Annotated in this window: 19 protein-coding genes, 1 tRNA gene and 2 pseudogenes; 14 read left to right on the top strand and 8 right to left on the bottom strand. The window is 48.0% G+C overall.

The window, feature by feature from the left end:
* Window positions 1-19 precede the first annotated feature (19 nt).
* The gene (locus MKR94_RS07390) at window positions 20-223 is read right to left on the bottom strand and encodes a helix-turn-helix domain-containing protein (protein ID WP_057090061.1); all 204 of its coding nucleotides are present in this window, start codon (window positions 221-223) and stop codon (window positions 20-22) included.
* Window positions 224-498: 275 nt separating this feature from the next.
* Between MKR94_RS07390 and MKR94_RS07385 the strand changes: the two are divergent.
* Both MKR94_RS07385 and MKR94_RS07380 read left to right on the top strand, forming a co-directional pair.
* A pseudogene (locus MKR94_RS07385) lies at window positions 499-660 on the top strand (hypothetical protein); the annotation flags it as partial.
* A gap of 103 nt (window positions 661-763) precedes the next feature.
* Window positions 764-1,923, top strand: a pseudogene (locus MKR94_RS07380) (IS30 family transposase).
* Window positions 1,924-2,058: 135 nt separating this feature from the next.
* On the opposite strand, the gene MKR94_RS07375 reads toward MKR94_RS07380, so the two are convergent.
* The 3 genes from MKR94_RS07375 to MKR94_RS07365 form a co-directional block, all read right to left on the bottom strand.
* A complete protein-coding gene (locus tag MKR94_RS07375; protein ID WP_241646347.1) occupies window positions 2,059-2,934 on the bottom strand; it encodes a phosphorothioated DNA-binding restriction endonuclease in 876 nt (291 codons plus the stop codon).
* 215 nt (window positions 2,935-3,149) lie between these two features.
* On the bottom strand, window positions 3,150-4,421 hold the full coding sequence (locus tag MKR94_RS07370) for a tyrosine-type recombinase/integrase (protein ID WP_241646346.1): 1,272 nt from the start codon (window positions 4,419-4,421) through the stop codon (window positions 3,150-3,152).
* Between the two features lie 200 nt (window positions 4,422-4,621).
* Window positions 4,622-4,707: transfer RNA gene (locus MKR94_RS07365), tRNA-Leu, on the bottom strand.
* Window positions 4,708-4,727: 20 nt separating this feature from the next.
* Between MKR94_RS07365 and MKR94_RS07360 the strand changes: the two genes are divergently transcribed.
* From MKR94_RS07360 to MKR94_RS07340, 5 genes are all read left to right on the top strand, one after another.
* The gene (locus MKR94_RS07360) at window positions 4,728-4,877 is read left to right on the top strand and encodes a hypothetical protein (protein ID WP_241646345.1); all 150 of its coding nucleotides are present in this window, start codon (window positions 4,728-4,730) and stop codon (window positions 4,875-4,877) included.
* A 74-nt stretch (window positions 4,878-4,951) separates the two neighbouring features.
* Window positions 4,952-5,500 (top strand): YjjA family protein, encoded by a 549-nt coding sequence (locus tag MKR94_RS07355; protein ID WP_241646344.1) that lies wholly within the window; start codon window positions 4,952-4,954, stop codon window positions 5,498-5,500.
* A gap of 131 nt (window positions 5,501-5,631) precedes the next feature.
* Window positions 5,632-6,309: a MarC family NAAT transporter gene (locus tag MKR94_RS07350; RefSeq protein WP_241646343.1), complete on the top strand. Its 678-nt coding sequence runs from the start codon at window positions 5,632-5,634 to the stop codon at window positions 6,307-6,309.
* 86 nt (window positions 6,310-6,395) lie between these two features.
* A complete protein-coding gene (locus MKR94_RS07345; protein WP_241646373.1) occupies window positions 6,396-7,898 on the top strand; it encodes a helicase HerA-like C-terminal domain-containing protein in 1,503 nt (500 codons plus the stop codon).
* 57 nt (window positions 7,899-7,955) lie between these two features.
* Complete coding sequence (locus MKR94_RS07340) at window positions 7,956-9,230, top strand: DUF445 domain-containing protein (protein WP_241618092.1); 1,275 nt, start codon at window positions 7,956-7,958, stop codon at window positions 9,228-9,230.
* Between the two features lie 48 nt (window positions 9,231-9,278).
* Here the strand turns inward: MKR94_RS07340 and lptG are convergent, their stop codons facing one another.
* Together lptG and lptF are read right to left on the bottom strand one after the other, a co-directional pair.
* A complete protein-coding gene (gene lptG, locus MKR94_RS07335; protein WP_241639693.1) occupies window positions 9,279-10,355 on the bottom strand; it encodes an LPS export ABC transporter permease LptG in 1,077 nt (358 codons plus the stop codon).
* The gene (lptF, locus tag MKR94_RS07330) at window positions 10,355-11,455 is read right to left on the bottom strand and encodes an LPS export ABC transporter permease LptF (RefSeq protein WP_241646342.1); all 1,101 of its coding nucleotides are present in this window, start codon (window positions 11,453-11,455) and stop codon (window positions 10,355-10,357) included. The genes lptG and lptF overlap by 1 nt, the downstream gene beginning before the upstream one ends.
* A 263-nt stretch (window positions 11,456-11,718) precedes the next feature.
* Here lptF and pepA point away from each other — a divergent pair, with 263 nt between their 5' ends.
* The 7 genes from pepA to glnQ all read left to right on the top strand — a co-directional run bounded on the left by pepA (window position 11,719) and on the right by glnQ (window position 20,105).
* Window positions 11,719-13,230 (top strand): leucyl aminopeptidase, encoded by a 1,512-nt coding sequence (gene pepA, locus MKR94_RS07325; RefSeq protein WP_099822890.1) that lies wholly within the window; start codon window positions 11,719-11,721, stop codon window positions 13,228-13,230.
* Between the two features lie 68 nt (window positions 13,231-13,298).
* Complete coding sequence (locus MKR94_RS07320) at window positions 13,299-13,748, top strand: DNA polymerase III subunit chi (protein WP_048911426.1); 450 nt, start codon at window positions 13,299-13,301, stop codon at window positions 13,746-13,748.
* Between the two features lie 5 nt (window positions 13,749-13,753).
* Window positions 13,754-16,609 carry a valine--tRNA ligase gene (locus tag MKR94_RS07315; RefSeq protein WP_241646341.1) on the top strand — a complete coding sequence of 952 codons (2,856 nt, stop codon included), beginning with the start codon at window positions 13,754-13,756 and terminating at the stop codon, window positions 16,607-16,609.
* Between the two features lie 77 nt (window positions 16,610-16,686).
* On the top strand, window positions 16,687-17,538 hold the full coding sequence (locus MKR94_RS07310; protein ID WP_241646340.1) for a MurR/RpiR family transcriptional regulator: 852 nt from the start codon (window positions 16,687-16,689) through the stop codon (window positions 17,536-17,538).
* 373 nt (window positions 17,539-17,911) lie between these two features.
* Window positions 17,912-18,664 carry a glutamine ABC transporter substrate-binding protein GlnH gene (gene glnH, locus MKR94_RS07305; RefSeq protein ID WP_241646339.1) on the top strand — a complete coding sequence of 251 codons (753 nt, stop codon included), beginning with the start codon at window positions 17,912-17,914 and terminating at the stop codon, window positions 18,662-18,664.
* A 56-nt stretch (window positions 18,665-18,720) separates the two neighbouring features.
* On the top strand, window positions 18,721-19,377 hold the full coding sequence (glnP, locus tag MKR94_RS07300) for a glutamine ABC transporter permease GlnP (RefSeq protein WP_048911421.1): 657 nt from the start codon (window positions 18,721-18,723) through the stop codon (window positions 19,375-19,377).
* A gap of 2 nt (window positions 19,378-19,379) precedes the next feature.
* The gene (gene glnQ, locus MKR94_RS07295; protein ID WP_241646372.1) at window positions 19,380-20,105 is read left to right on the top strand and encodes a glutamine ABC transporter ATP-binding protein GlnQ; all 726 of its coding nucleotides are present in this window, start codon (window positions 19,380-19,382) and stop codon (window positions 20,103-20,105) included.
* 42 nt (window positions 20,106-20,147) lie between these two features.
* Here the strand turns inward: glnQ and miaE are convergent, their stop codons facing one another.
* Window positions 20,148-20,912 carry a tRNA isopentenyl-2-thiomethyl-A-37 hydroxylase MiaE gene (gene miaE / locus MKR94_RS07290; RefSeq protein WP_241646338.1) on the bottom strand — a complete coding sequence of 255 codons (765 nt, stop codon included), beginning with the start codon at window positions 20,910-20,912 and terminating at the stop codon, window positions 20,148-20,150.
* A gap of 54 nt (window positions 20,913-20,966) precedes the next feature.
* Complete coding sequence (gene rraB, locus MKR94_RS07285) at window positions 20,967-21,389, bottom strand: ribonuclease E inhibitor RraB (protein ID WP_241646337.1); 423 nt, start codon at window positions 21,387-21,389, stop codon at window positions 20,967-20,969.
* Between the last annotated feature and the right edge of the window lie 21 nt (window positions 21,390-21,410).

Here is a 21,410-nt window from a genome sequence, read left to right as displayed (position 1 = left end):
TGTCTCTACACGTGTTACGCTATTCATCTGTGAATTCCAGTATATCCGCCACTTCACAAGCAAAGAGCTGGCAGAGCTTATCCAATGCCTCGATATCTATCTTTTGAGCTGTTTCCTTGTACATCAGGGTCACTGTATTGCGGCTAAGCCCTGTCTCTCGTAAAACGTCTGAGATCTTCATTTTCCGCTCCCCCATTAGGCGGGCGAGATGGCAACGTATCATTTCTTTGCTCTGGGTTGGCCCTGTTTAAACTGATTTTAGCCTTATTAACAATAAAAATTCAATTTAACCTTGAATTTTTATTGTTAAGGATGATTTTTTAGACAGAAACTGGTAGAGGATGAGCTTTCACATGTGAAAGTAGGAATATCACAGCTTGAAACCGTGGCTTGGGCCGTCTGGTAGTTCAACATGAACTTGGATTTTTCCTCCACATGATTCAACAATTTGTTTGAACTGCCGTAGACTATCGACCGTACAGCTATCAATTTGGTAACTTGCATCAGCAAAGCAGAATTTTCAAAATCGCCAAATGGCGTATCAACAACAGAGCCCCGATTAACCGTAGCGACATCACTTTCTGGCTGGGTGATGAGGCCGTTCAGGGCTGGTATTTGTCAGCAACGCCTTCTTCACGGGGACGACCTCAGCGCTACTCGCTCTGGCATAGATACCTCGCGGTACGTTTTAGTTCTTACGTCCGCTCCTAGCTGTGAGTTCAATGGGTCGATGCAACGCTATCCTTGATCAAGGGGCGTTGCCATGAAACGAAGAACTCGCATTTACTACACGTCTGAACAAAAGGCGATTATCTGGGACAGATACAAGCAAGGTGATTCCCTGCATGATATCGCCAGAATGTTCGACAGATTTCACTCTTCTATTATGCCTACAATCCACCAAACAGGTGGCTATCGTCCCCCCGTGCGAAAACGGCACCGTTTAGCGCTTTCGCTTGATGAAAGAGAGGAGATATCCAGAGGATTGGTAGCAAAATGCAGCATCAGGGACATCGCTGCCAAATTATCAAGAGTCCCTTCAACGATTAGCCGCGAGATCAGGAGGCACGGCGGTGCAAAAAAATACCGGGCAGCAAAAGCCGATACTGCTGCGTGGGAAAATGCTCTGAGACCAAAACTTTGCAAGCTAATTGAAAGCCCCGCATTGTGTAACATCATTGCAGAGAAGATGCATCAGAACTGGTCGCCGGAGCAGATCGCTGGCTGGCTGAAACGCTGTTATCCGGATAATCAGGAAATGCATGTGTCACACGAAACGATATATAAAACGCTTTTTATACAAACCCGGGGTGCATTAAAAAAAGAACTGCAGCAATGCCTCAGAAGCAGAAGAGTCGTGCGTAGATCCAGACATCATCGCTTAAATGGAAAGGATTAGGGAAAATTCCGAATTCGATACCTATCAGCGAAAGGCCACCAGAAGTCGCAGACAGAGCCATACTTGGTCACTGGGAAGGTGATCTGATCCAAGGCTCGAAAAACTCCTATATCGTCACCCTCGTAGAGCGTCATTACCGTTTTGTTATACTGGCCAAAGTCAGGGACAACAAGACCATAACTGTTATATCTGCACTCATCAAACAAGTACGAGAGTTACCTGTTGAGCTTTATAAAACACTAACATGGGATCGAGGCGCTGAAATAACCAGCCACACCCGGTTTACTATAACGACAGACATACAGATTTATTTCTGCGCTCCTCAATCCCCCTGGCAACGCGGCTCAAATGAAAATACAAACAGATTACTCAGACAGTATTTTCCGAAAGGAACTGACTTATCGGTTCACAGCCAGCAAAGACTAAACAGTGTTGCCAGACAGCTCAACGAAAGGCCGAGAATAACGCTAGACTATGAATCACCCGCAGAGCGGTTTAATAAGTGTGTTGCATCCATCAGTTGAACTCACAGCATAGAACGGCCTTTCAGATTAGGTTTAGCTGTATTAGCTCTGTGCAATACATGTGTCAGGTAAAATCTGAGCTAATACAGCTGAATAGTTTGGATACCACACGCAAAATAACTGCCCTACCCCAGATCAATATTCTCTTCTGAACACCTCTTCCCTATGCCACTCTACAAACCGCTCGCCCGGATAATTTTCTTTAATCGGTGGCAACGCAATCGCCTTTCCCGCAAAATCCCAGAACAGACTCTGTACCACCCCACCACCATTTACCGCGTCGGAAACCATCACACGCATATTTTCATCCAAACCAATTGAACCACGATCAAACGCTTTATGATGGATCGCACACAGCGCTAGACCATTAGGTACTTCACAAGGGCCATGATGCTGCTTCCATCTGATATGGGCAGCTTCCAGAGCAATCGGCGCATTGTCGTGGCGCATGTTGAAACCGCAGATCGCGCACTGATAATTGTAAGCACGTAGAACCATCTGGCGGAACTTCGGATCGCGTTGACGGAGAGAGGTGCGAATATCAAAACCCATCTCGTCAGCGATGTCTTCCTGAATACTGGCCGGGAAATGCGCCTCTAGGAGCTGTTGCGCCAGCGTATCAATTAACCTGTGATTTTTTGCCACCAACGCAAAATTGTCGGTATCAAATCCACCTGCGACATTATATTCAGTGAGTTCACGTCGAGGCGGCTGGCGACTACCGTTGGTTGAGCACAGTTCCGCGTTTTGTAGTTCCCAAAAGCCATCGCCCTTTAGACGCCAGAACGGCATGTCCGGGCGCAGGTCACGGCGCTGCGGTCCATAACGTTCCAGGAGATCCAACAGGGGCTCGTAGATTTCAGAACCATAGTTAAACAGGCGATCGTGACCCTGACGATAGTGTGAGAGGACGTGCAGCAGCAATAATGGTTTATGTGGCGCACGCTGTTCGCCTTTGCGCCAGATAGTAATATTTGATATCGCTTGCTTTAGGGTTTTGTCAGAGGTCATTGCGTTGAAGAATCCATGAGCACATGTTTGCGATGATGCTCGCAACTATATGTACATTCAAGGCATTATTGCAGACATCCTTTTTGTCTGGAGGATCTGTACTTGGCAGATGGAATTCTGATAACAACGGTAAAAAATACAGCGACCAACCAGTCCTAAGCGGGCTGGTTGGTCATTTTAATTTAAACATTAACCGAGAAATAAAGGCATTCAACTCACACGCCATTACCCCGATTGATCTTCGCATAGTCAAAAGGCGTAATCGCTCTCTCCCGATTCGCATCCAGAAAATCCGCCCACCACTGCAACATCAGCTTGCGTTCATCCAGATGTTCCGCTTTATGAATATACGCTGCTCGCACCGAATTGCGTTCCATATGACTCATCTGCCGTTCTACCGCATCCTTCGACCATAACCCTGACTCAATCAACGAACTACAGGCCATAGTACGAAAACCGTGACCGCAAACCTCAACCTTAGTATCATATCCCATCACCCGTAGCGCACTGTTTACGGTGTTTTCACTCATTGGCTTACGCGGATCGTGATCGCCAATAAAAATCAGCTCATGCTTATCACCACAAAACTGTTTTATCTGCTTCAGAATCGCCAGTGCCTGATTTGAAAGCGGCACCAGATGAGGTGTACGCATCTTTGATCCTCGCTGAGAATGTTTCACGCCAGGAATAGGCTCTCGCTCAGGCGGGATAGTCCACATCGACGTTTCAAAATCGATCTCTGACCAGCGAGCAAAACGCAGCTCACTGGAACGAATGAAAATAAGTAGAGTAAGTTCCGTTGCCCAGCGGGTTAGCGGCCTGCCGGTATAGCCGTCTATTTTCTCAAGTAACTCAGGGATACGCTTTAACTCCAACGCAGGACGATGCTGCCGATTACTGGAAGCTACCGCCCCCGCCATCTCTTGCGCTGGGTTGTAATCAATTAAACCACTTTGCACTGCATAACGCATGATAGCCGTGGTGCGCTGTTGAAGACGGGAAGCCACTTCAAGACGTCCAGATGTCTCTACGGCTTTAATGGGAATTAACAGATCGCGGGTACCCAGTTCAGCGATGTTGCGAGTACCAATTGCCGGGAAGATGTTATCCTCCAGGCTCTTTTTTACGCGATTAGCATGATCTTCCGACCATTTTTGGTTGGTCACGAGCCACTCTCTGGCAACCTTCTCGAAAGTAATAATCTCTTTCGCCTGCTCTTCTTTCACAGCACGTTTATGCTCACGAGGATCGATACCAGCAGCTACTAGCTTTCTGGCCTCTTCCCTTTTCTTCCTGGCATCCGCCAGCGAAACATCCGGGTAAACGCCGAACGCCATCAAATGCTGTTTACCACCTAAGCGAAAGCGGAAACGCCAATATTTTGAGCCATTGGGGTGAATCAGCAAAAACATGCCATCACCATCAACAAGTGAATACTCTTTTTCCTCAGATTTAGCAGAACGAACCTTAGTATCTGTCAGTGCCATAGCGGCTATCCTTCCATAGTACTGCCGTGAGTATATAAGCAATATCGAACCAGCATATATACTCGGTTCTATACTCACAAGCATGTTGATGTGGGGTAACTCAGATTGACTTCAGTTGAGGTGAAAATCGTGGAAAGCCTTGCGGTGACTTGATTTCAGACACAAAAAAAGACGTCCGTTGACGTCTATTGATGTTCCGATGGTGCCGAAGGCCGGACTTGAACCGGCACACCCAAAGGGCGGTTGATTTTGAATCAACTGCGTCTACCGATTTCGCCACTTCGGCACTGAAGGGGATGTGTAAACGTGGCCGATTATACCTACCTGACCGATGCGCGCAAGGGGATTAACGTCAAGTTGTGTTCGATTGCTGAAAAAAACGGCGACTCGTTTTTCTTGGCCGCTGCAGAAAGGCTAGTTAGACAGATGATTCCGATAGGGCTAGGCTTAGGTTAGAAATTCTGAACTTAATTTGCTACAACGTCCTTAATCACTATTGGACTTCCTATCTACTGCAATGAGGCAACATTATGCGTTCTCCATCTAAAACTCTTCTTGCGATTGGCTTCGCTACCGCCGCTTTCACCTCTTTCGCCCACGCCGCAAGCTGGCAGGATAAACTAAGCAGCACTGCTTCTGACTTGATGAATAATTCAGGGAATAGCCAAACCAGCACATCAGGCACCGCAGCCAATGGTGGTTTATCCCTCGGCTCGATCACTCAGCTGCTAGGCGGTGGCAATAGCGCGGTCAGTGCTAATAGCATGTCGAACGTTACGGGTATTCTGCAATATTGTGCGAAAAACAATATCGTTGATAACAACGTCAGCTCAGTGGCGGATCAGTTAAAAAGTAAATTAGGGTTAACGGACACTGCCAGCCAATCAACTCAATCCACACAAACGTCTGGTACTCAGCAAGAAAATGGTTATCTTCAAGGGTTGCAGGGGCTACTCACCACAAGTAATAATCAGAAAATCGATCTCAAATCCCTGAGTAATACGCAAATGGGGAAAAAGTTAAAAACTAAAGCCTGTAACGTTGTGTTAGACCAAGGTAAAAAATACCTCGGTATGTAATCGCCTTATAGGGTGAGCGCCTGCTCGCCCTAGTGAACTGCCGTTTTGTGCCTAATTTTTTTACCGCTTATTGCAACTCCCCTCCCCGCACTCTAGGCTGACTAAACCTGTTCACTCGTTAAGGATTGACTATGATGACGCTGCTTAACGCGATCGGTTGGGGACTTCTAATCCTTTTGCCTCTCGCTAACCCGTTGACTGCAGTAGCGATGTTCCTCAGCCTCGCCGATGATATGAATTTTCAACAACGTAATCGTCAGGCCTTACAGTCGGCGATCTATGTTTTCCTCATTATGCTTATCACCTGGTTTGCGGGAAGCGCGGTGTTGAACACCTTTGGGATCTCCATTCCCGGATTACGTATTGCGGGCGGGATGATTGTAGCCTTCGTTGGTTTTCGTATGCTATTTCCGGTGCAGCAGGTACACGAAGCACCGGAGGTTCAGCATAAACAAGACGAGATGGATGCCACCCCGCATAGCCCCCAGACCGTCAATATCGCCTTTGTGCCAATCGCCATGCCGGGGACTGCTGGCCCAGGAACCCTAGCGGTCATTATCAGTACTGCGGCGTCGGTAAAATCGGGGGTCGACTATCCCGCTTGGATCCTGATGGTGGCGCCCGTTATCTGTTTCGTCCTAGTGGCTATTATGCTCTGGTTAGCGCTGCGCTGTTCCGGTTCGATCATGCGACTTATCGGTAAAGGCGGGATTGAAGCGCTCTCCCGTTTAATGGGATTCTTGTTGGTCTGTATGGGGATTCAGTTTGTGATCAACGGCATCGTCGAGGTTGCCACCCATTTACATTGATAAGTCTAGATTACAGATCCTGCCGATTGACACCTTACAGGGGATCATTGCATTCTTAGGATTTTTCCATGGATGAGACCCTGATTATGACAGAACCGCTACGTATTGCATGCACCAAGGCATTATCACTCGATTTACTGCCTGCCCTTGCTAACCGCCATGGACTGATTACTGGCGCGACGGGGACAGGCAAAACCGTTACCCTGCAAAAATTAGCTGAGTCCTTTTCATCAATTGGTGTTCCCGTCTTTATGGCTGATGTGAAAGGCGATTTAAGTGGTGTCGCGACAGCCGGTGAAGCATCAGAAAAACTGATCAAACGGTTAGAAGCGATCGGAGTGACAGACTGGCAACCCGTCAATAATCCGGCCGTTTTCTGGGATATCTTCGGTGAAAAGGGGCACCCCGTTCGTGCAACGGTGACCGACTTGGGGCCTTTACTCCTCGCTCGCTTGCTGAACCTTAACGAGATCCAAACCGGTGTTCTTAATATCATCTTTCGTATTGCCGACGAACAAGGGCTATTACTGCTCGATTTTAAAGACCTGCGCGCACTGACACAGTATGTTGGGGATAATGCGAAAACGTTCACGACCGAATACGGCAATATCAATAGTGCCTCGGTAGGCGCTATCCAGCGAGGGTTATTAAGTCTCGAGCAACAAGGCGCTGAGTACTTTTTTGGCGAGCCGATGCTAGATATTAAAGATTGGATGCGTACCGACGATCAAGGTAAAGGCGTCATCAATATCCTTGCGTCAGAAAAGCTTTATCAGATGCCAAAACTCTACGCCACCAGCTTACTGTGGATGCTCTCTGAGCTCTACGAGCAGTTGCCAGAAGTAGGGGATGTCGAGAAACCGAAACTGGTATTCTTCTTCGATGAGGCACACCTGCTCTTTAACGGCGCGCCCGATGTCCTGCTTGAGAAGATCGAGCAAGTGATGCGTCTGATCCGCTCGAAAGGTGTCGGCGTCTACTTTGTTAGCCAAAGTCCTTCCGATATTCCCGATAATATCTTGGGGCAACTCGGAAATCGGGTGCAGCATGCCTTACGTGCTTTTACCCCTCGCGATCAAAAAGCGGTGAAAGCGGCGGCCAATACCATGCGTGCTAATCCGGAGTTCGACACCGAAGAGGCAATTCAGTCTCTCGGCACAGGTGAAGCCCTAATCTCCTTCCTTGATGAAAAAGGCAGCCCAAGCGTGGTACAGCGTGCCATGGTGATCGCGCCAGGTTCCCGTATGGGCCCCTTAACAACTGATGAACGTAATGGCCTGATTAATCATTCACCGCTGTACGGTAAATATGATGAGGCAGTCGATCGCGAGTCAGCCTTTGAAATGCTGCAAAAAGGGGTAGCGAATAGTGATGCTCAACAGTCATCTAGCGCATCGGTGCCACGGGCTGAAGCCAAAGAAGAAGGCGGCATCATGGATGAGGTGAAAAAAGTCCTGTTCGGTTACACCGGGCCTCGTGGAGGACGCCATGACGGTGTCGTTCAAGGAATGGCAAAAAGTGCAGGCCGACAAGTCGCGAACCAGATCCTTCGCGGCGTATTAGGGAGCCTGTTCGGAGGTCGTAAGTAGGTCATTTTTCAGGTGGTAGCCATCTGGTTGCCACCGCACATTGACTAAGCAGGTGCTATGCAAAAATCTCATGCACTCCGTCGTACCAAGCGAATCGCGCTATCTCTGCTGCTTTGTGCGACCGGACTCTTTATTCTCAGTCTATTTCTTCCCCCCACGTTGGGTGCACAAGCCCTTAAGTCCGTCGCCGAAGCGGCCATGGTGGGTGGCTTAGCCGACTGGTTTGCAGTTAGTGCGCTCTTTCGCCGCATCCCTATTCCGTTTATTAGTCGGCACACCGCGATTGTGCCACGTAATAAACAGCGTATTGCCGATAATTTAGGTGTATTTGTTGAGGAACGCTTCCTTAATGCAGAAGCGCTTTCTCGCTTAGTGAAACAGCACGACCTTTCACAAAAGATGGCCGAGTGGCTGACATCGCCTGTAAACCAGCAACGCTTTGCACGTGCCTTAAAAACGGTGCTGCGCGGATTACTGACTGCAAGCAATGACGAGGCAATTAACCGCTTTATTCGTCAAGCAGTGAATCGCGCTATTGATCAGGTCGATTTTCGTCATAGTGCAATAATCTTATTGGAGAGCCTTACTCGTGAGAATCGCCATCAAGCCGTCCTTGATACCGTTATCAGACAGGTGGTTAAGCTGCTTGAAAAACCCAAGACCCGCCAATTTGTTGCTAGCCAGATAGCCGCTTGGTTTCAACGAGAATACCCAACTATTTCGCGAGTGGTCTCGAGCGAATGGTTAGGCGAAAAAGGAGCCGTCAAGGTCGCCAAACTCACCGATCAGATTTTACTCGACGTAGCCAGTGATCCCGATCACCAGCTACGTAGAACATTTAATCGGGCCGTACAGCTGTTTATTCACAATCTGCAGCATGATCCTAAAATGACCGAGCGTATGGTACGTATGAAGACATGGTTGAAAGAAGATGAGCACTTCGCCCTTTATATTGGTCAGATTTGGCAAGATCTCCGCGGCTGGTTAACTAACGATTTAGATCATGAAGATTCACGTATCGGTGTACAACTACAACGCGCTGCTGGCTGGATGGGGGAAACGCTCAGCCGTGATCCGCAACTGCGTGAAGCCTTCAATCAACATATCGAGCAAACTGTGCGAACGGTCGGCCCCGAAAGCGCCCGTTTCTTAACCCGCCATATCAGCGACACGATTAAAAGCTGGGACGATAAATTATTAGTGGAACAGATCGAGATGAATATCGGTAAAGATCTACAGTTTATTCGTATCAATGGGACGGTGGTAGGCGGGTTAATTGGATTAGTACTTTTTGCTTTATCGCAGTTACCTTGGTTAATTCAACAACTTTAGCGGCTTATCCCCTAATCTAAAAAGCCCCGTTATCACGGGGCTTTTTTTCTATTTCCGTTTAATCAGTAACACTAGGCTTAAGGCGAGAAAAACGGCACTCGGTACAATCGCGCCAAGCACCGGCGGTAAGCCTTTCACTAAGCTTAACTGGCCAAAGATTTTATCCAATACATAGAAGACAAAACCAAAGCTTATGCCGGTAACCACTCGCTGGCCCATCGAGACACTGCGTAACGGCCCGAAGATAAAGGACAGCGCCATCAGCATCATTACGGCAACCGATAGGGGTTGGACAATCTTACTCCACATATTCAGACGATAGATATCTGACTTCTGTCCGGTCTGATCGAGGTATTGAATGTAATCGTGTAATCCACGAATGGAGAGCGAGTCCGGATCGAGCGCGACAACCTGTAACTTATCCGGGGTAAGCGCGGTTTTCCAAATACTACTGACTTGCTGGCTCCCTGTGATTTGCTCGGGATTTGAGAGGTTCGACTCATCGATTTGCGACAAATTCCACTCTTTACGATGCTTATCCCACTGAGCACTGGCCGCATAACGTACGCTCTCAAGTCGACGTTGATCGTTAAAATGGTAGACTGTCACGCCATTTAAATGGCGCTCATCTTGTAATTTTTGAATAAAAATAAAGTCATTACCATCCTTCGCCCATAAACCACCTTGGGCCGCGAGGAGCGAACTACCATCGATCTGTTCTGAACGGTAATTGTGCGCCAGTTGGTCGCCTGCCGGGGCTAAGAACTCACCAATAGCCATTGATAAAAAGACTAAGGGGATAGCGGTTTTCATCACCGATGCCGCAACTTGTAAACGCGTAAATCCTGCCGCTTGCATCACAACAAGCTCACTGCGCTGGGCTAAGTTACCAAGGCCTAACAACGCCCCGAGTAATGCTGCCATCGGAAAAAATAGCTCTAAGTCAGTCGGTACGCTGAGAATCGTAAAGTAACCCGCATCCCAGACGCTGTAAGCCCCCTTCCCCGTTTTTCTTAACTGCTCAACGAATTTAATAATGCCGGATAACGACACGAGTAAAAACAGTGTCGTCATGATGGTATTAAAGATGGTTTTACCAATATAGCGGTCTAATACGCCAAACATTACGCGACTCCTTTGCGGCTAATCTTCGCGCGTAGCCGACGGACAGGTAAGGTATCCCATGCGTTTAAGACTACCGCTAAGCCCAGATAGAGAATATTCACACTCCACATCCATACCGCTGGATCTAACCTTCCTTTACTCGCATTGGTTCTAAACGAGCTCTGAATCAGGAAGAAAATCAGGTAGAGGAAAATCGCCGGTAACATGGAGAGAACTCGGCCTTGCCGAGGATTCACTTCGCTAAGCGGTACAACCATTAATGCCATGGCTAATACCGAGAAGATTAACGTTAAACGCCAATGTAATTCAGATCTGAACTGCGGCGTATTACTGTGCCATAGGGTGGTAAAAGTGGCTTCATCGGCATCATTAGGATCGAGTACCGACTCTTTGTAACCCACGTAAGCACGATATTGCGTAAAGTCCGTAATTCTAAAATCGCGCAGCATGGCGGTACCTTCGAAACGAGTACCGTTATCGAGTGTGATAACTTGGCTACCGTCTTTTTGCTGCGACATATGACCGCGGTCAGCCACCACGACTGAAGGGCGAGTATTGTTACGCGGATGCAGTTGCGCCAAGAACACATCGCTAAAATGGTTACCTCGTGCATTATCGATAAATAGCACGAAGCTCCCATCACTGGAGGGGCGGAATTGCCCTGCCGCCAACGCCGCGCTTCCTGGGTTAGCTTGCGCATTCTGCATAATTTGATCTTGATAACGCGCCGACCAAGGACCAGCCCAAATCACGTTCACTGCGGCAACCGCCGACGTAATCAGTATCAAGACCAGTGCCGCTTTCACCAACACGCTCTTTCCTAACCCACAGGCGTGCATCACGGCGATTTCACTGTCCGTGTATAATTTGCCTAAGGTCATTAAGATGGCAAGGAAAAGGCTTAACGGTAGAATGAGCTGCGCCATTTCTGGCACACCCAAACCTAAAAGCGTTAGAATCAAGTTTGCAGGGGTATCACCGTCGACGGCAGCCCCTAAAATACGTACTAACTTCTGACAAAAGAAGATTAGTAACAGGATAAAGAGAATCGCTAGTTGACTCTTAAGCGTCTCACGAACCAAATATCTGATTATTATCACGCTAAATACGCCTGTGAAAACTTGTCTTTTTGCAGGAAAGTCGATAATTTCAACGCTTATTTGCTGGTTTTCTTCATCAACACATTTTTGCTGTTACAGTGTATCATATACCCTATGCATGAGTGGTGAGGGCTTTTGCTCAATCACCCTTCAATATAAACGACAATAGCATAAAGTTGAGTATTGACGGTCATTATACACTTAAGCCGTTATGTATGTTAATTAAGTGTCAAGGTCGTTGTCTTTAAGATTCAGGAGAATACATGGAGTTCAGTGTAAAAAGCGGTAGCCCAGAAAAACAACGTAGTGCCTGCATCGTCGTTGGGGTATTCGAACCTCGTCGATTATCCCCGATCGCGGAACAACTGGATAAAATCAGCGACGGATACATCAGCGCCCTACTGCGTCGCGGCGAGCTAGAAGGCAAAGTCGGTCAAACGCTGCTACTTCATCACGTTCCAAATGTACTTTCCGAACGCATCTTATTGATCGGTTGCGGTAAAGAACGTGAACTTGACGAGCGTCAATACAAGCAAATTATTCAAAAAACTATTAGCACGTTGAATGAAACCGGCTCAATGGAAGCCGTGTGCTTCTTAACCGAACTGCATGTTAAAGGCCGGAATAATTACTGGAAAGTCCGCCAAGCAGTCGAGACGGCAAAAGAATCACTTTACTCCTTTGACCAGCTAAAAAGTAACCGTATCGAGCCACGTCGACCACTGCGTAAACTGGTGTTTAACGTGCCGACTCGCCGTGAGTTAACCAGTGGCGAGCGTGCCATCCAGCATGGATTGGCAATTGCTGCCGGTGTACAAGCTGCGAAAGATCTCGGCAATATGCCACCCAATATCTGTAACCCGGCCTATCTTGCCTCGCAAGCCCGTCAATTGGCGGACGCAAATAGCACCCACATTACTACCCGGGTGATTGGCGAACAGCAGATGAAAGAGCTAGGCATGAATGCCTACTTGGCCGTTGGTGCGGGATCGCATTTTGAATCCTTAATGTCGGTCATTGAGTATAAAGGCCACCCAGACGCAGATAGCCGCCCTATTGTATTAGTCGGCAAAGGATTAACCTTTGACTCCGGCGGTATCTCTATCAAGCCTGGCGAAGCCATGGACGAAATGAAATACGACATGTGTGGCGCGGCAACAGTTTATGGCGTAATGCGCATGGTCGCTGAGCTCAAACTTCCTCTAAACGTAGTGGGGATTCTGGCAGGATGTGAAAACATGCCTGACGGACGTTCACTGCGCCCGGGAGATATCCTCACCACTATGTCTGGCCAAACCGTGGAGGTGTTGAACACCGATGCTGAAGGCCGTTTAGTACTCTGTGATGCCCTCACCTACGTCGAACGTTTCGATCCCGAACTGGTTATTGATGTTGCGACCTTAACCGGCGCGTGCGTCGTCGCTCTGGGCCATCATATCAGTGGTTTACTCTCTAACCATAACCCACTGGCACATGAGTTAGTCAGCGCCTCGGAACAAGCCGGCGACCGCGCGTGGCGTTTACCCTTGGCCGATGAGTATCAAGAACAGCTTGAATCTAATTTCGCCGATATCGCGAATATTGGTGGGCGAGCTGGCGGCGCAATTACCGCGGGCTGTTATCTGTCGCGCTTCACCCGTAAATATAATTGGGCGCACCTGGACATTGCGGGTACGGCATGGCGTTCAGGTAAAGCGAAAGGCGCGACCGGGCGACCGGTTCCGCTTCTTTCTCAGTTCTTGCTGAATCGCGCAGGGTTGACCCCAGAAGAGTAATCGCCCCCACAACACTAAGGAGCCCTTCATTGGGTTCCTTTCCTTATTCTTAGGGTTTACAGGCTAACATGAAAAATGCGACGTTTTACCTGCTTCCTGCAGACGCTGCTGATCAGCCGCTTAGCGCAGCTGAAATCGCGGCCTGCGACCTCGCCGCGCACTTTTGGCGTGAAGGTAAACGTATCCTTATTGCCTGTCATGACGAAGCGCAAGCATTACGACTGGATGAAGCACTCTGGCAACGTCCCGCCGACGCTTTCGTTCCGCATAATTTAGCAGGTGAAGGACCTCGACAAGGTGCGCCGGTCGAACTGGCCTGGCCACAGAAGCGTGGAAGCAGCGCACGTGACCTACTGATTAGTTTACTTCCCCACTTCGCAGACTTTGCTACGGGATTCTATGAAGTGGTAGACTTCGTCCCTGAAGATAATAACTTAAAACAACTGGCCCGTGATCGTTATAAAGCGTATCGCAGTGCTGGATTTCAATTGAATACTGTAACGGCAGCATCGGCATAATTCCTATGGAAAAAACATATAACCCGCAAGAGATCGAACAGCCGCTTTATGAGCACTGGGAAAAGCAAGGCTACTTCAAACCACATGGCGATCTAAGTAAAGAGAGCTACTGCATCATGATCCCACCGCCGAATGTTACCGGCAGCTTACATATGGGACATGCTTTCCAACAGACCATCATGGATACCTTGGTGCGTTACCAACGCATGCAAGGCAAAAATACCCTATGGCAAGCAGGTACTGACCATGCTGGTATCGCCACTCAGATGGTTGTTGAGCGCAAGATCGCTGCGGAAGAGGGTAAAACCCGCCAAGATTATGGCCGTGATGCATTCATTGATAAAATTTGGCAATGGAAAGCGGAATCAGGAGGCAACATTACCAATCAGATGCGCCGTCTCGGTAACTCTGTTGATTGGGAACGTGAACGCTTCACCATGGATGATGGGCTTTCCAATGCAGTAAAAGAAGTCTTTGTCCGCTTATACAACGAGAACCTGATCTACCGCGGTAAGCGCCTCGTTAACTGGGATCCTAAACTGCGTACCGCGATTTCCGATCTGGAAGTCGAAAACCGTGAGTCGAAAGGATCGATGTGGCACATCCGCTATCCGCTTGCTGATGGCGTTAAGACGGCTGACGGTAAAGATTATATCATCGTCGCCACGACCCGCCCTGAAACCCTACTAGGGGATACTGGTGTTGCGGTTAACCCTGAAGATCCTCGCTATGCTGACTTAATTGGCAAAGAACTGATCCTGCCTCTGATCAACCGTCGCATCCCTATTCTTGGGGATGAGCACGCAGACATGACCAAAGGCACCGGTTGCGTAAAAATCACGCCAGCGCATGACTTCAATGACTATGAAGTTGGACGCCGTCATAAACTGCCAATGATCAATATCTTGACTTTTGATGGCGATATTCGCCAACAGGCACAAGTGTTCGATACTAACGGTGAAGAGTCTGATGCCTACTCAAGTGAAATGCCTGCCGCCTTTGCGGGACTAGAGCGTTTCGCTGCGCGTAAAGCCATCGTTGCGGCAGTAGAAGAGTTAGGGTTATTAGAAGAAATTAAGCCACACGACTTAACCGTTCCTTACGGTGACCGGGGTGGCGTCGTTATTGAACCAATGCTGACTGACCAATGGTATGTCCGTACAGCACCGCTGGCTAAAGTTGCGGTAGAAGCGGTTGAAAATGGCGATATCCAGTTCGTCCCTAAGCAGTACGAAAATATGTACTACTCATGGATGCGCGATATTCAAGACTGGTGTATTTCACGTCAACTATGGTGGGGACACCGTATCCCTGCGTGGTACGACGAAAATGGCCAAGTCTATGTCGGACGCACTGAAGAAGAAGTTCGCCGCGAGCATAACCTTGCCGATACTGTTGTCCTAAACCAAGACGAAGACGTTCTCGATACCTGGTTCTCTTCTGGACTGTGGACCTTCTCAACACTAGGCTGGCCAGAAAATACCGACGCACTGCGTACGTTCCACCCGACCAACGTCATCGTCAGTGGCTTTGATATCATCTTCTTCTGGATTGCTCGCATGATCATGCTGACAATGCATTTCATGAAAGATGAGCAAGGTAAGCCACAAGTTCCCTTCAAAACTGTCTACATGACTGGCCTTATCCGTGATGAAGAAGGGCAAAAAATGTCGAAGTCTAAAGGGAATGTTATCGATCCTTTAGATATGGTGGACGGGATTTCCTTAGAAGCACTGCTTGAGAAGCGTACCGGCAATATGATGCAGCCACAACTGGCTGAGAAAATCCGTAAACGTACTGAAAAGCAATTCCCGAATGGTATTGAACCTTCAGGAACGGATGCTCTGCGCTTTACCTTAGCGGCACTCGCTTCGACCGGTCGCGACATCAACTGGGATATGAAACGACTCGAAGGCTACCGTAACTTCTGTAATAAGTTATGGAATGCCAGCCGCTTTGTACTGATGAACACCGAAGAGCAAGATTGTGGTTTCCAAGGCGGCGAACAGGTGCTCTCTCTTGCCGATCGCTGGATCCGCAGTGAGTTCAACCGTACGGTAAAAGCTTACCGCGAAGCCTTAGATACTTATCGTTTCGATATCGCCGCTAACTTGCTGTACGATTTCACTTGGAACCAATTCTGTGACTGGTATTTAGAATTAACCAAACCTGTCATGAACAATGGCAGTGAAGCGGAACTGCGCGGTACTCGTAACACCCTAGTGACCGTACTGGAAGCATTATTACGCTTGGCGCACCCGATTATTCCATTTATCACAGAGACCATCTGGCAGCGCGTCAAAGTGTTGAAAGGGATTACCGACGATACGCTAATGCTGCAAGCCTTCCCAGAATGGGCGGCAGAGAAAGAAGATGCACAGGCGCAGAGTGATATTGAGTGGATCAAGCAAGCGATCATTGCGGTACGTAATATCCGTGCTGAAATGAATATCTCGCCGAGCAAGCCTCTGGAGTTATCACTGCGTGGTGCGACCTCGGAAGTCGAGCGTCGTGTCTCGGCAAACTTGACCTTCCTGAAGCGTCTCGCGAAGCTGGAAACCATCACTCTACTTACCGCAGAAGAGAAAGCTCCCGTCTCGGTCACTAAACTGGTCGACGGTGCTGAGCTCCTTATCCCGATGGCGGGCTTGATCAACAAAGATGTTGAGTTAGAGCGTCTGGCGAAAGAGTTAGGTAAGGTCGATATCGAGATTGAAAAAATCGCGACTAAGCTGGGTAACGAAGGGTTTGTCGCGCGAGCGCCAGAAGCCGTTGTGGCCAAAGAGCGCGAACGTCTTGCCGACTTAGAACACTCTAAAGCAAAAATTATTGAGCAACAGGGCGTCATTGCCGCACTCTAATCAATAATTTATAAATAAATAGCCGGGCATCGTCCCGGCTTTTCTTTGCTCGACCGCGATTCTACCGAGGCTTATCTATGGACCTTCGCAAACTCATCATTGATCATTACCCTACCCTAACACCTGAACTGCAACGTGCGGCGGCTTTTGTTTTGGAAAATATCAATGATGTCGCGTTGATCTCAATGCGGACCATTGCGCACAATGCCGATCTTAAACCTGCTACACTTTCGCGATTAGCTAAAAAACTCGGTTATGAGGGATGGGAAGCCTTAAAAGCAGAATTTATCTATTCGTTGAAATTAACACGTAGCAGCTACGCAAGCCGAGCGGTACGCTTACAGCAAAACTTGCAACAAGAGTCAGCGTATGACGCGGTATTCTCGACCTTGAGCAATTCGCTCGAAGATACGCAATCGTTGAATCAAGACTCTTTGCAGCGCGCGGTGGATTTGTTGGACGATGCTCAGCAAGTTTATGTCTGCGGTTTTCGCGCAAGTTTCTCGATTGCCTGGTCAATTTATTATGTTTATCGACTCTTTCAACAACGAGTAACCTTGATCGATAACCTTGCAAACAGCCAGCAAATCTTTACCCGTGAATTGACCGATCAAGATAGTGTGTTACTGGTGAGTTTCTCACCTTATTCACGCGAAACCCTACAGATCCTAGAGACCGCTCAGCAGGTGGGAGCAAAAATTGTCGCCATCACAGACTCTCCCTCCTCGCCGTTGGCGCAAGTGGCCGACTGTACGCTTCTCTTTTCGATCGACAGTGCATCGTTTTTCCCCTCTGTTGTTTCAGGTATGGCCATTGCCGAGGCATTGCTCGCAAGTTTAGTCGCCAAACATGGCGAACCTGCCGTACAAAGTATTGAGAAGTCTGAAAAGTATCTGTTTGAGTCAGGAAGCTATATTGCTAATCGCTAACTTGGCGTTTATAAGGCGTAGGGCGTTACCGCATAACATATCTGTAGCAGGTAGCGTTCCGCTTAACGCTCGCCTGTGTTAACCATCACTTGCCCTACAATCATGAAACGGTATTCAGGGTCTGCACCACTATGACGTGACCTTCGATTAGCGGTGTTTTCCTTGGATGAAAAAAGCACCACTCAGCGACTCTTCTTCCCCTATTTAGGGCGCTAGTAGGTGAATAAATAGTGCTAAATACCGCTCCTCTCGCCAGATCTAGCTGTAAAGGGTATTTCTTTATATTTACCGTGACTTCCATACTATTTTCTTACTTTGGCATAGTTTTTGCTTTAAAAGGTTAGCTTTCGTTAACACCTTAAAGGAAATAAACATGTTCACGACCATCAAGAAAATAACTGTAGGCTTCACATTACTTTCAACATTATTCAGTGCCAGTGTGTTAGCGAAGGAGACCCTCAATGTCGGCGTCGATACCGCATTTGTCCCTTTCGAATTTAAACAAGCTGATAAATATGTAGGCTTTGATGTCGACCTTTGGGATGCCATTGCTAAAAAAATGGGCGTCGATTACCAATTACAACCGATGGACTTTTCAGGGCTAATTCCCGGCCTTCAGTCACGTAATTTAGATGTCGCCATGGCAGGGATCACTATCACTCCTGTGCGCGCTCAAGCCGTTGACTTTAGTGCGCCTTATTATGATGCAGATTTACTGATGGCGGTTAAAAGCAGTGCATCCGGTATTACCAAATTCAGCGATTTAGCAGGGAAAAAAGTGGGACTGAAACAGGGAACCTCCGGGGCGACCTATATGAAAGCTCACGTGAAAGCGGATTACGTTGAATTCCCAAATATCGATAACGCCTATTTAGATCTCCAAGCAGGAAATATCGATGCCGTGGTTCATGACTCCCCTAACGTCATGTATTACATCAAGGTTTCCGGTAATGGGAAAATTAAAGCTACCGGTCAAAATGATAGCGTACTACCTCAACAATATGGTTTCGCCTTACAGAAAAATAGCCCTTATACCGCGCAGGTTAATAAAGCGCTCGCAGCGCTAAAAGCGGATGGGACTTACGCAAAAATTTATAAAAAATGGTTCGATAAAGCGCCTAAGTAGTCTTGTTGGCCAGCCTCGCTGGCCAACCTTTTTTGTATTGTTGACGGACACCGCTTATGAATTTCGATTTTACCTACGTGTGGCAAGCTTTCCCTATATTGTTACAGGGACTTAAACTCACGCTTTTTATCTCTTTGCTGGGCTTGTGTGGTGGCTTTATTATCGGTTTGATTGCCGGAGTGGCACGTGCATTAGGTGGCCGTATCAGTAAAACGCTTTCACTTATTTTTGTCGAGTTGATCCGCGGTACCCCAATCATGGTGCAAGTCATGTTTATCTATTTCGCCCTGCCACTGTTGCTGCCCATTCGAATTGAACCCATTACCGCCGCGGTCGTGACTATTATGATTAACTCAGGAGCCTATATTGCCGAAATAACCCGTGGCGCTATCCTTTCGATTAATAAAGGCTTTAAAGAAGCAGGCTTAGCCATGGGACTTTCCTCCCGCGCGACACTATGGCATATCATCATGCCGCTGGCACTTCGGAGAATGATTCCGGCGTTAGGTAACCAATGGATTATTAGTATCAAAGATACATCACTCTTTATTGTGATTGGCGTGGCAGAACTGACCCGAGAAGGGCAAGAGATCATCGCCGGTAACTTTAGGGCCTTAGAAGTGTGGACAGCCGTCGCCGCGCTCTATTTAGTGGTCACACTCTGCTTAAGCTTCTTACTGAAAAAATTAGAGAAAAGGATGCATATCTTATGAATATGGTGGAATTTCAAAACGTCTCTAAAAATTTCGGTAAAACAGAAGTGTTGCACGATATCTCCCTACAGATTGAAAGTGGTGAGGTTGTCGTCATCATTGGCCCTTCTGGCTCCGGTAAGTCAACGCTGCTACGCTGTATCAATAAACTAGAAGAGATCAGTTCAGGAACGCTTATCGTCGCTGGGATGCATATGACCGACCCACACCTCAACGAGTGCGATATTCGCCGTGAAGCAGGGATGGTCTTTCAGCAATTTCATTTATTCCCACATCTGACCGCGCTTGAAAATGTCATGTTTGGCCCGTTACGCGTCCGCCATAGCAGTAAAAGTGAAGCCAAGCGCTTAGCATTAGAATTACTTGACCGCGTGGGGTTAAGTAGCCGCGCGGACCATTACCCTTCCGAACTATCAGGCGGACAACAGCAACGTGTCGCTATTGCGCGAGCCTTAGCGATAAAACCTAAAATGATGTTGTTTGATGAGCCAACCTCTGCGCTCGATCCAGAATTACGGCATGAAGTGTTGCAAGTCATGCAGTCTCTTGCCGAAGAAGGGATGACCATGGTCATTGTGACTCATGAGATTGGCTTTGCGCGCGATATAGCTTCCCGCTTAATTTTTATTGACGGCGGAACCATTGCCGAAGATGGCTCCCCTCAGCAGTTATTAAGTGAAGGCCAAGGTTGTGAACGGCTACAGACGTTTTTGAAACATGTCTCTTAATCTTGATCGCCACGATGCTGATATATCGTGGACGTCTCTTTACTACAAATGGATAGGGCATCCACTGTGAAAACGTAATTCCGGATCGGGAGACCTAATTAATATCGCCTCGGCTCGGCCTATCGCTTGCACCCGTGCGGAGATATCGAAATCAGCGATCTGCTGAGCCAAGTTAAGGTAGTCTTGATAATGACGCGCCTCAGACCGGAGTAGCGAAATATAGAATTTTTCTAGCTCAGGGTCTAAATAAGGCGCCAACGCTGCAAAACGTTCGCATGACCGCGCCTCAATGTATGCACCACAAATAAGTTTATCCACCAGCGTCATCGGCTCGTGAGTCGTCACCTCGCGCATAAGCGATTTGGCATAGCGACTGGCGGTCATTTTTTTGTAGGCGATTCCTCGCTGCTGCATAATTTCCCATACTTGATAAAAATGATGCAGCTCTTCTTTAATCAATAACATCATCTTTTCCACCAGCTCGCCTGCCCACGCATAGTCGCTGACGGTAGTAACTGGGCGACTCAATCCCTTATGGGCGCGGATAAAATCGGGGTCAGGCATCTCACGGTAAACAAAGGCTTCATAAGGTTTGAGCCATTCGAGGATAGCTTCGCCGCTGGGTTTATCTGCCACATATTTACGAATAAGCCATGTCGCCGTGAGTGCTGCCTTGAGTTCACAGACTAAATGATCCGTTAAGAGAAGTGGGAGGTTTTCCGGTTTACGCGCTTCGATAATCCAAGCATCTGGGGTCTGGCAATGGAGGAAATGTTGAATGGGTTGCAGTAAGGTTTGGGTGTTCATAGCATCTTGTTGGCTGAGAAAAACACAGCAGACTTTGCTGCTGTGTACGAGAGATTAATGGCGAACGCCGTTATCGTCTTCGTCGATAGCGTCGTCTTCGTCATCTTCGTCGTCTTGCGCGTCTGGGTCTTCAAAGTAAGTCCCCCAGCCGTCGTAATCCACATTGTGTTTACCGGCGATAGAGACAAGTTGTACAACTTGCGCATCGATCAGTTCAGGGCTGAGAGCAGATTCACTAATGATGTCGACGCACATCACGGTGGTCCCATCTTCAAGTTCTAACTCTTCTGGCTCCGTGACTTCGTAACCAGCTTTAAAGGCATCGACTGCGGCTTTTTCGAGTGCGTCGAAGCTGTCACAAGAAAAATGGTGTTCAATGGTGTAAAGCGCATCTGGATCGCTGCCGTCTTCCAGTAACTCTTCGATAATCGCTAACGTTTCTTCACGTTGCTCGGCTAATAATTCTTCACTGGACATACAAAACCTCTTTCGCTTCAC

The organism is Rosenbergiella metrosideri (assembly GCF_022602565.1).
Taxonomy (GTDB): Bacteria; Pseudomonadota; Gammaproteobacteria; order Enterobacterales; family Enterobacteriaceae; genus Rosenbergiella; species Rosenbergiella metrosideri.
This window is presented reverse-complemented; position numbering and strand designations above follow the sequence as displayed.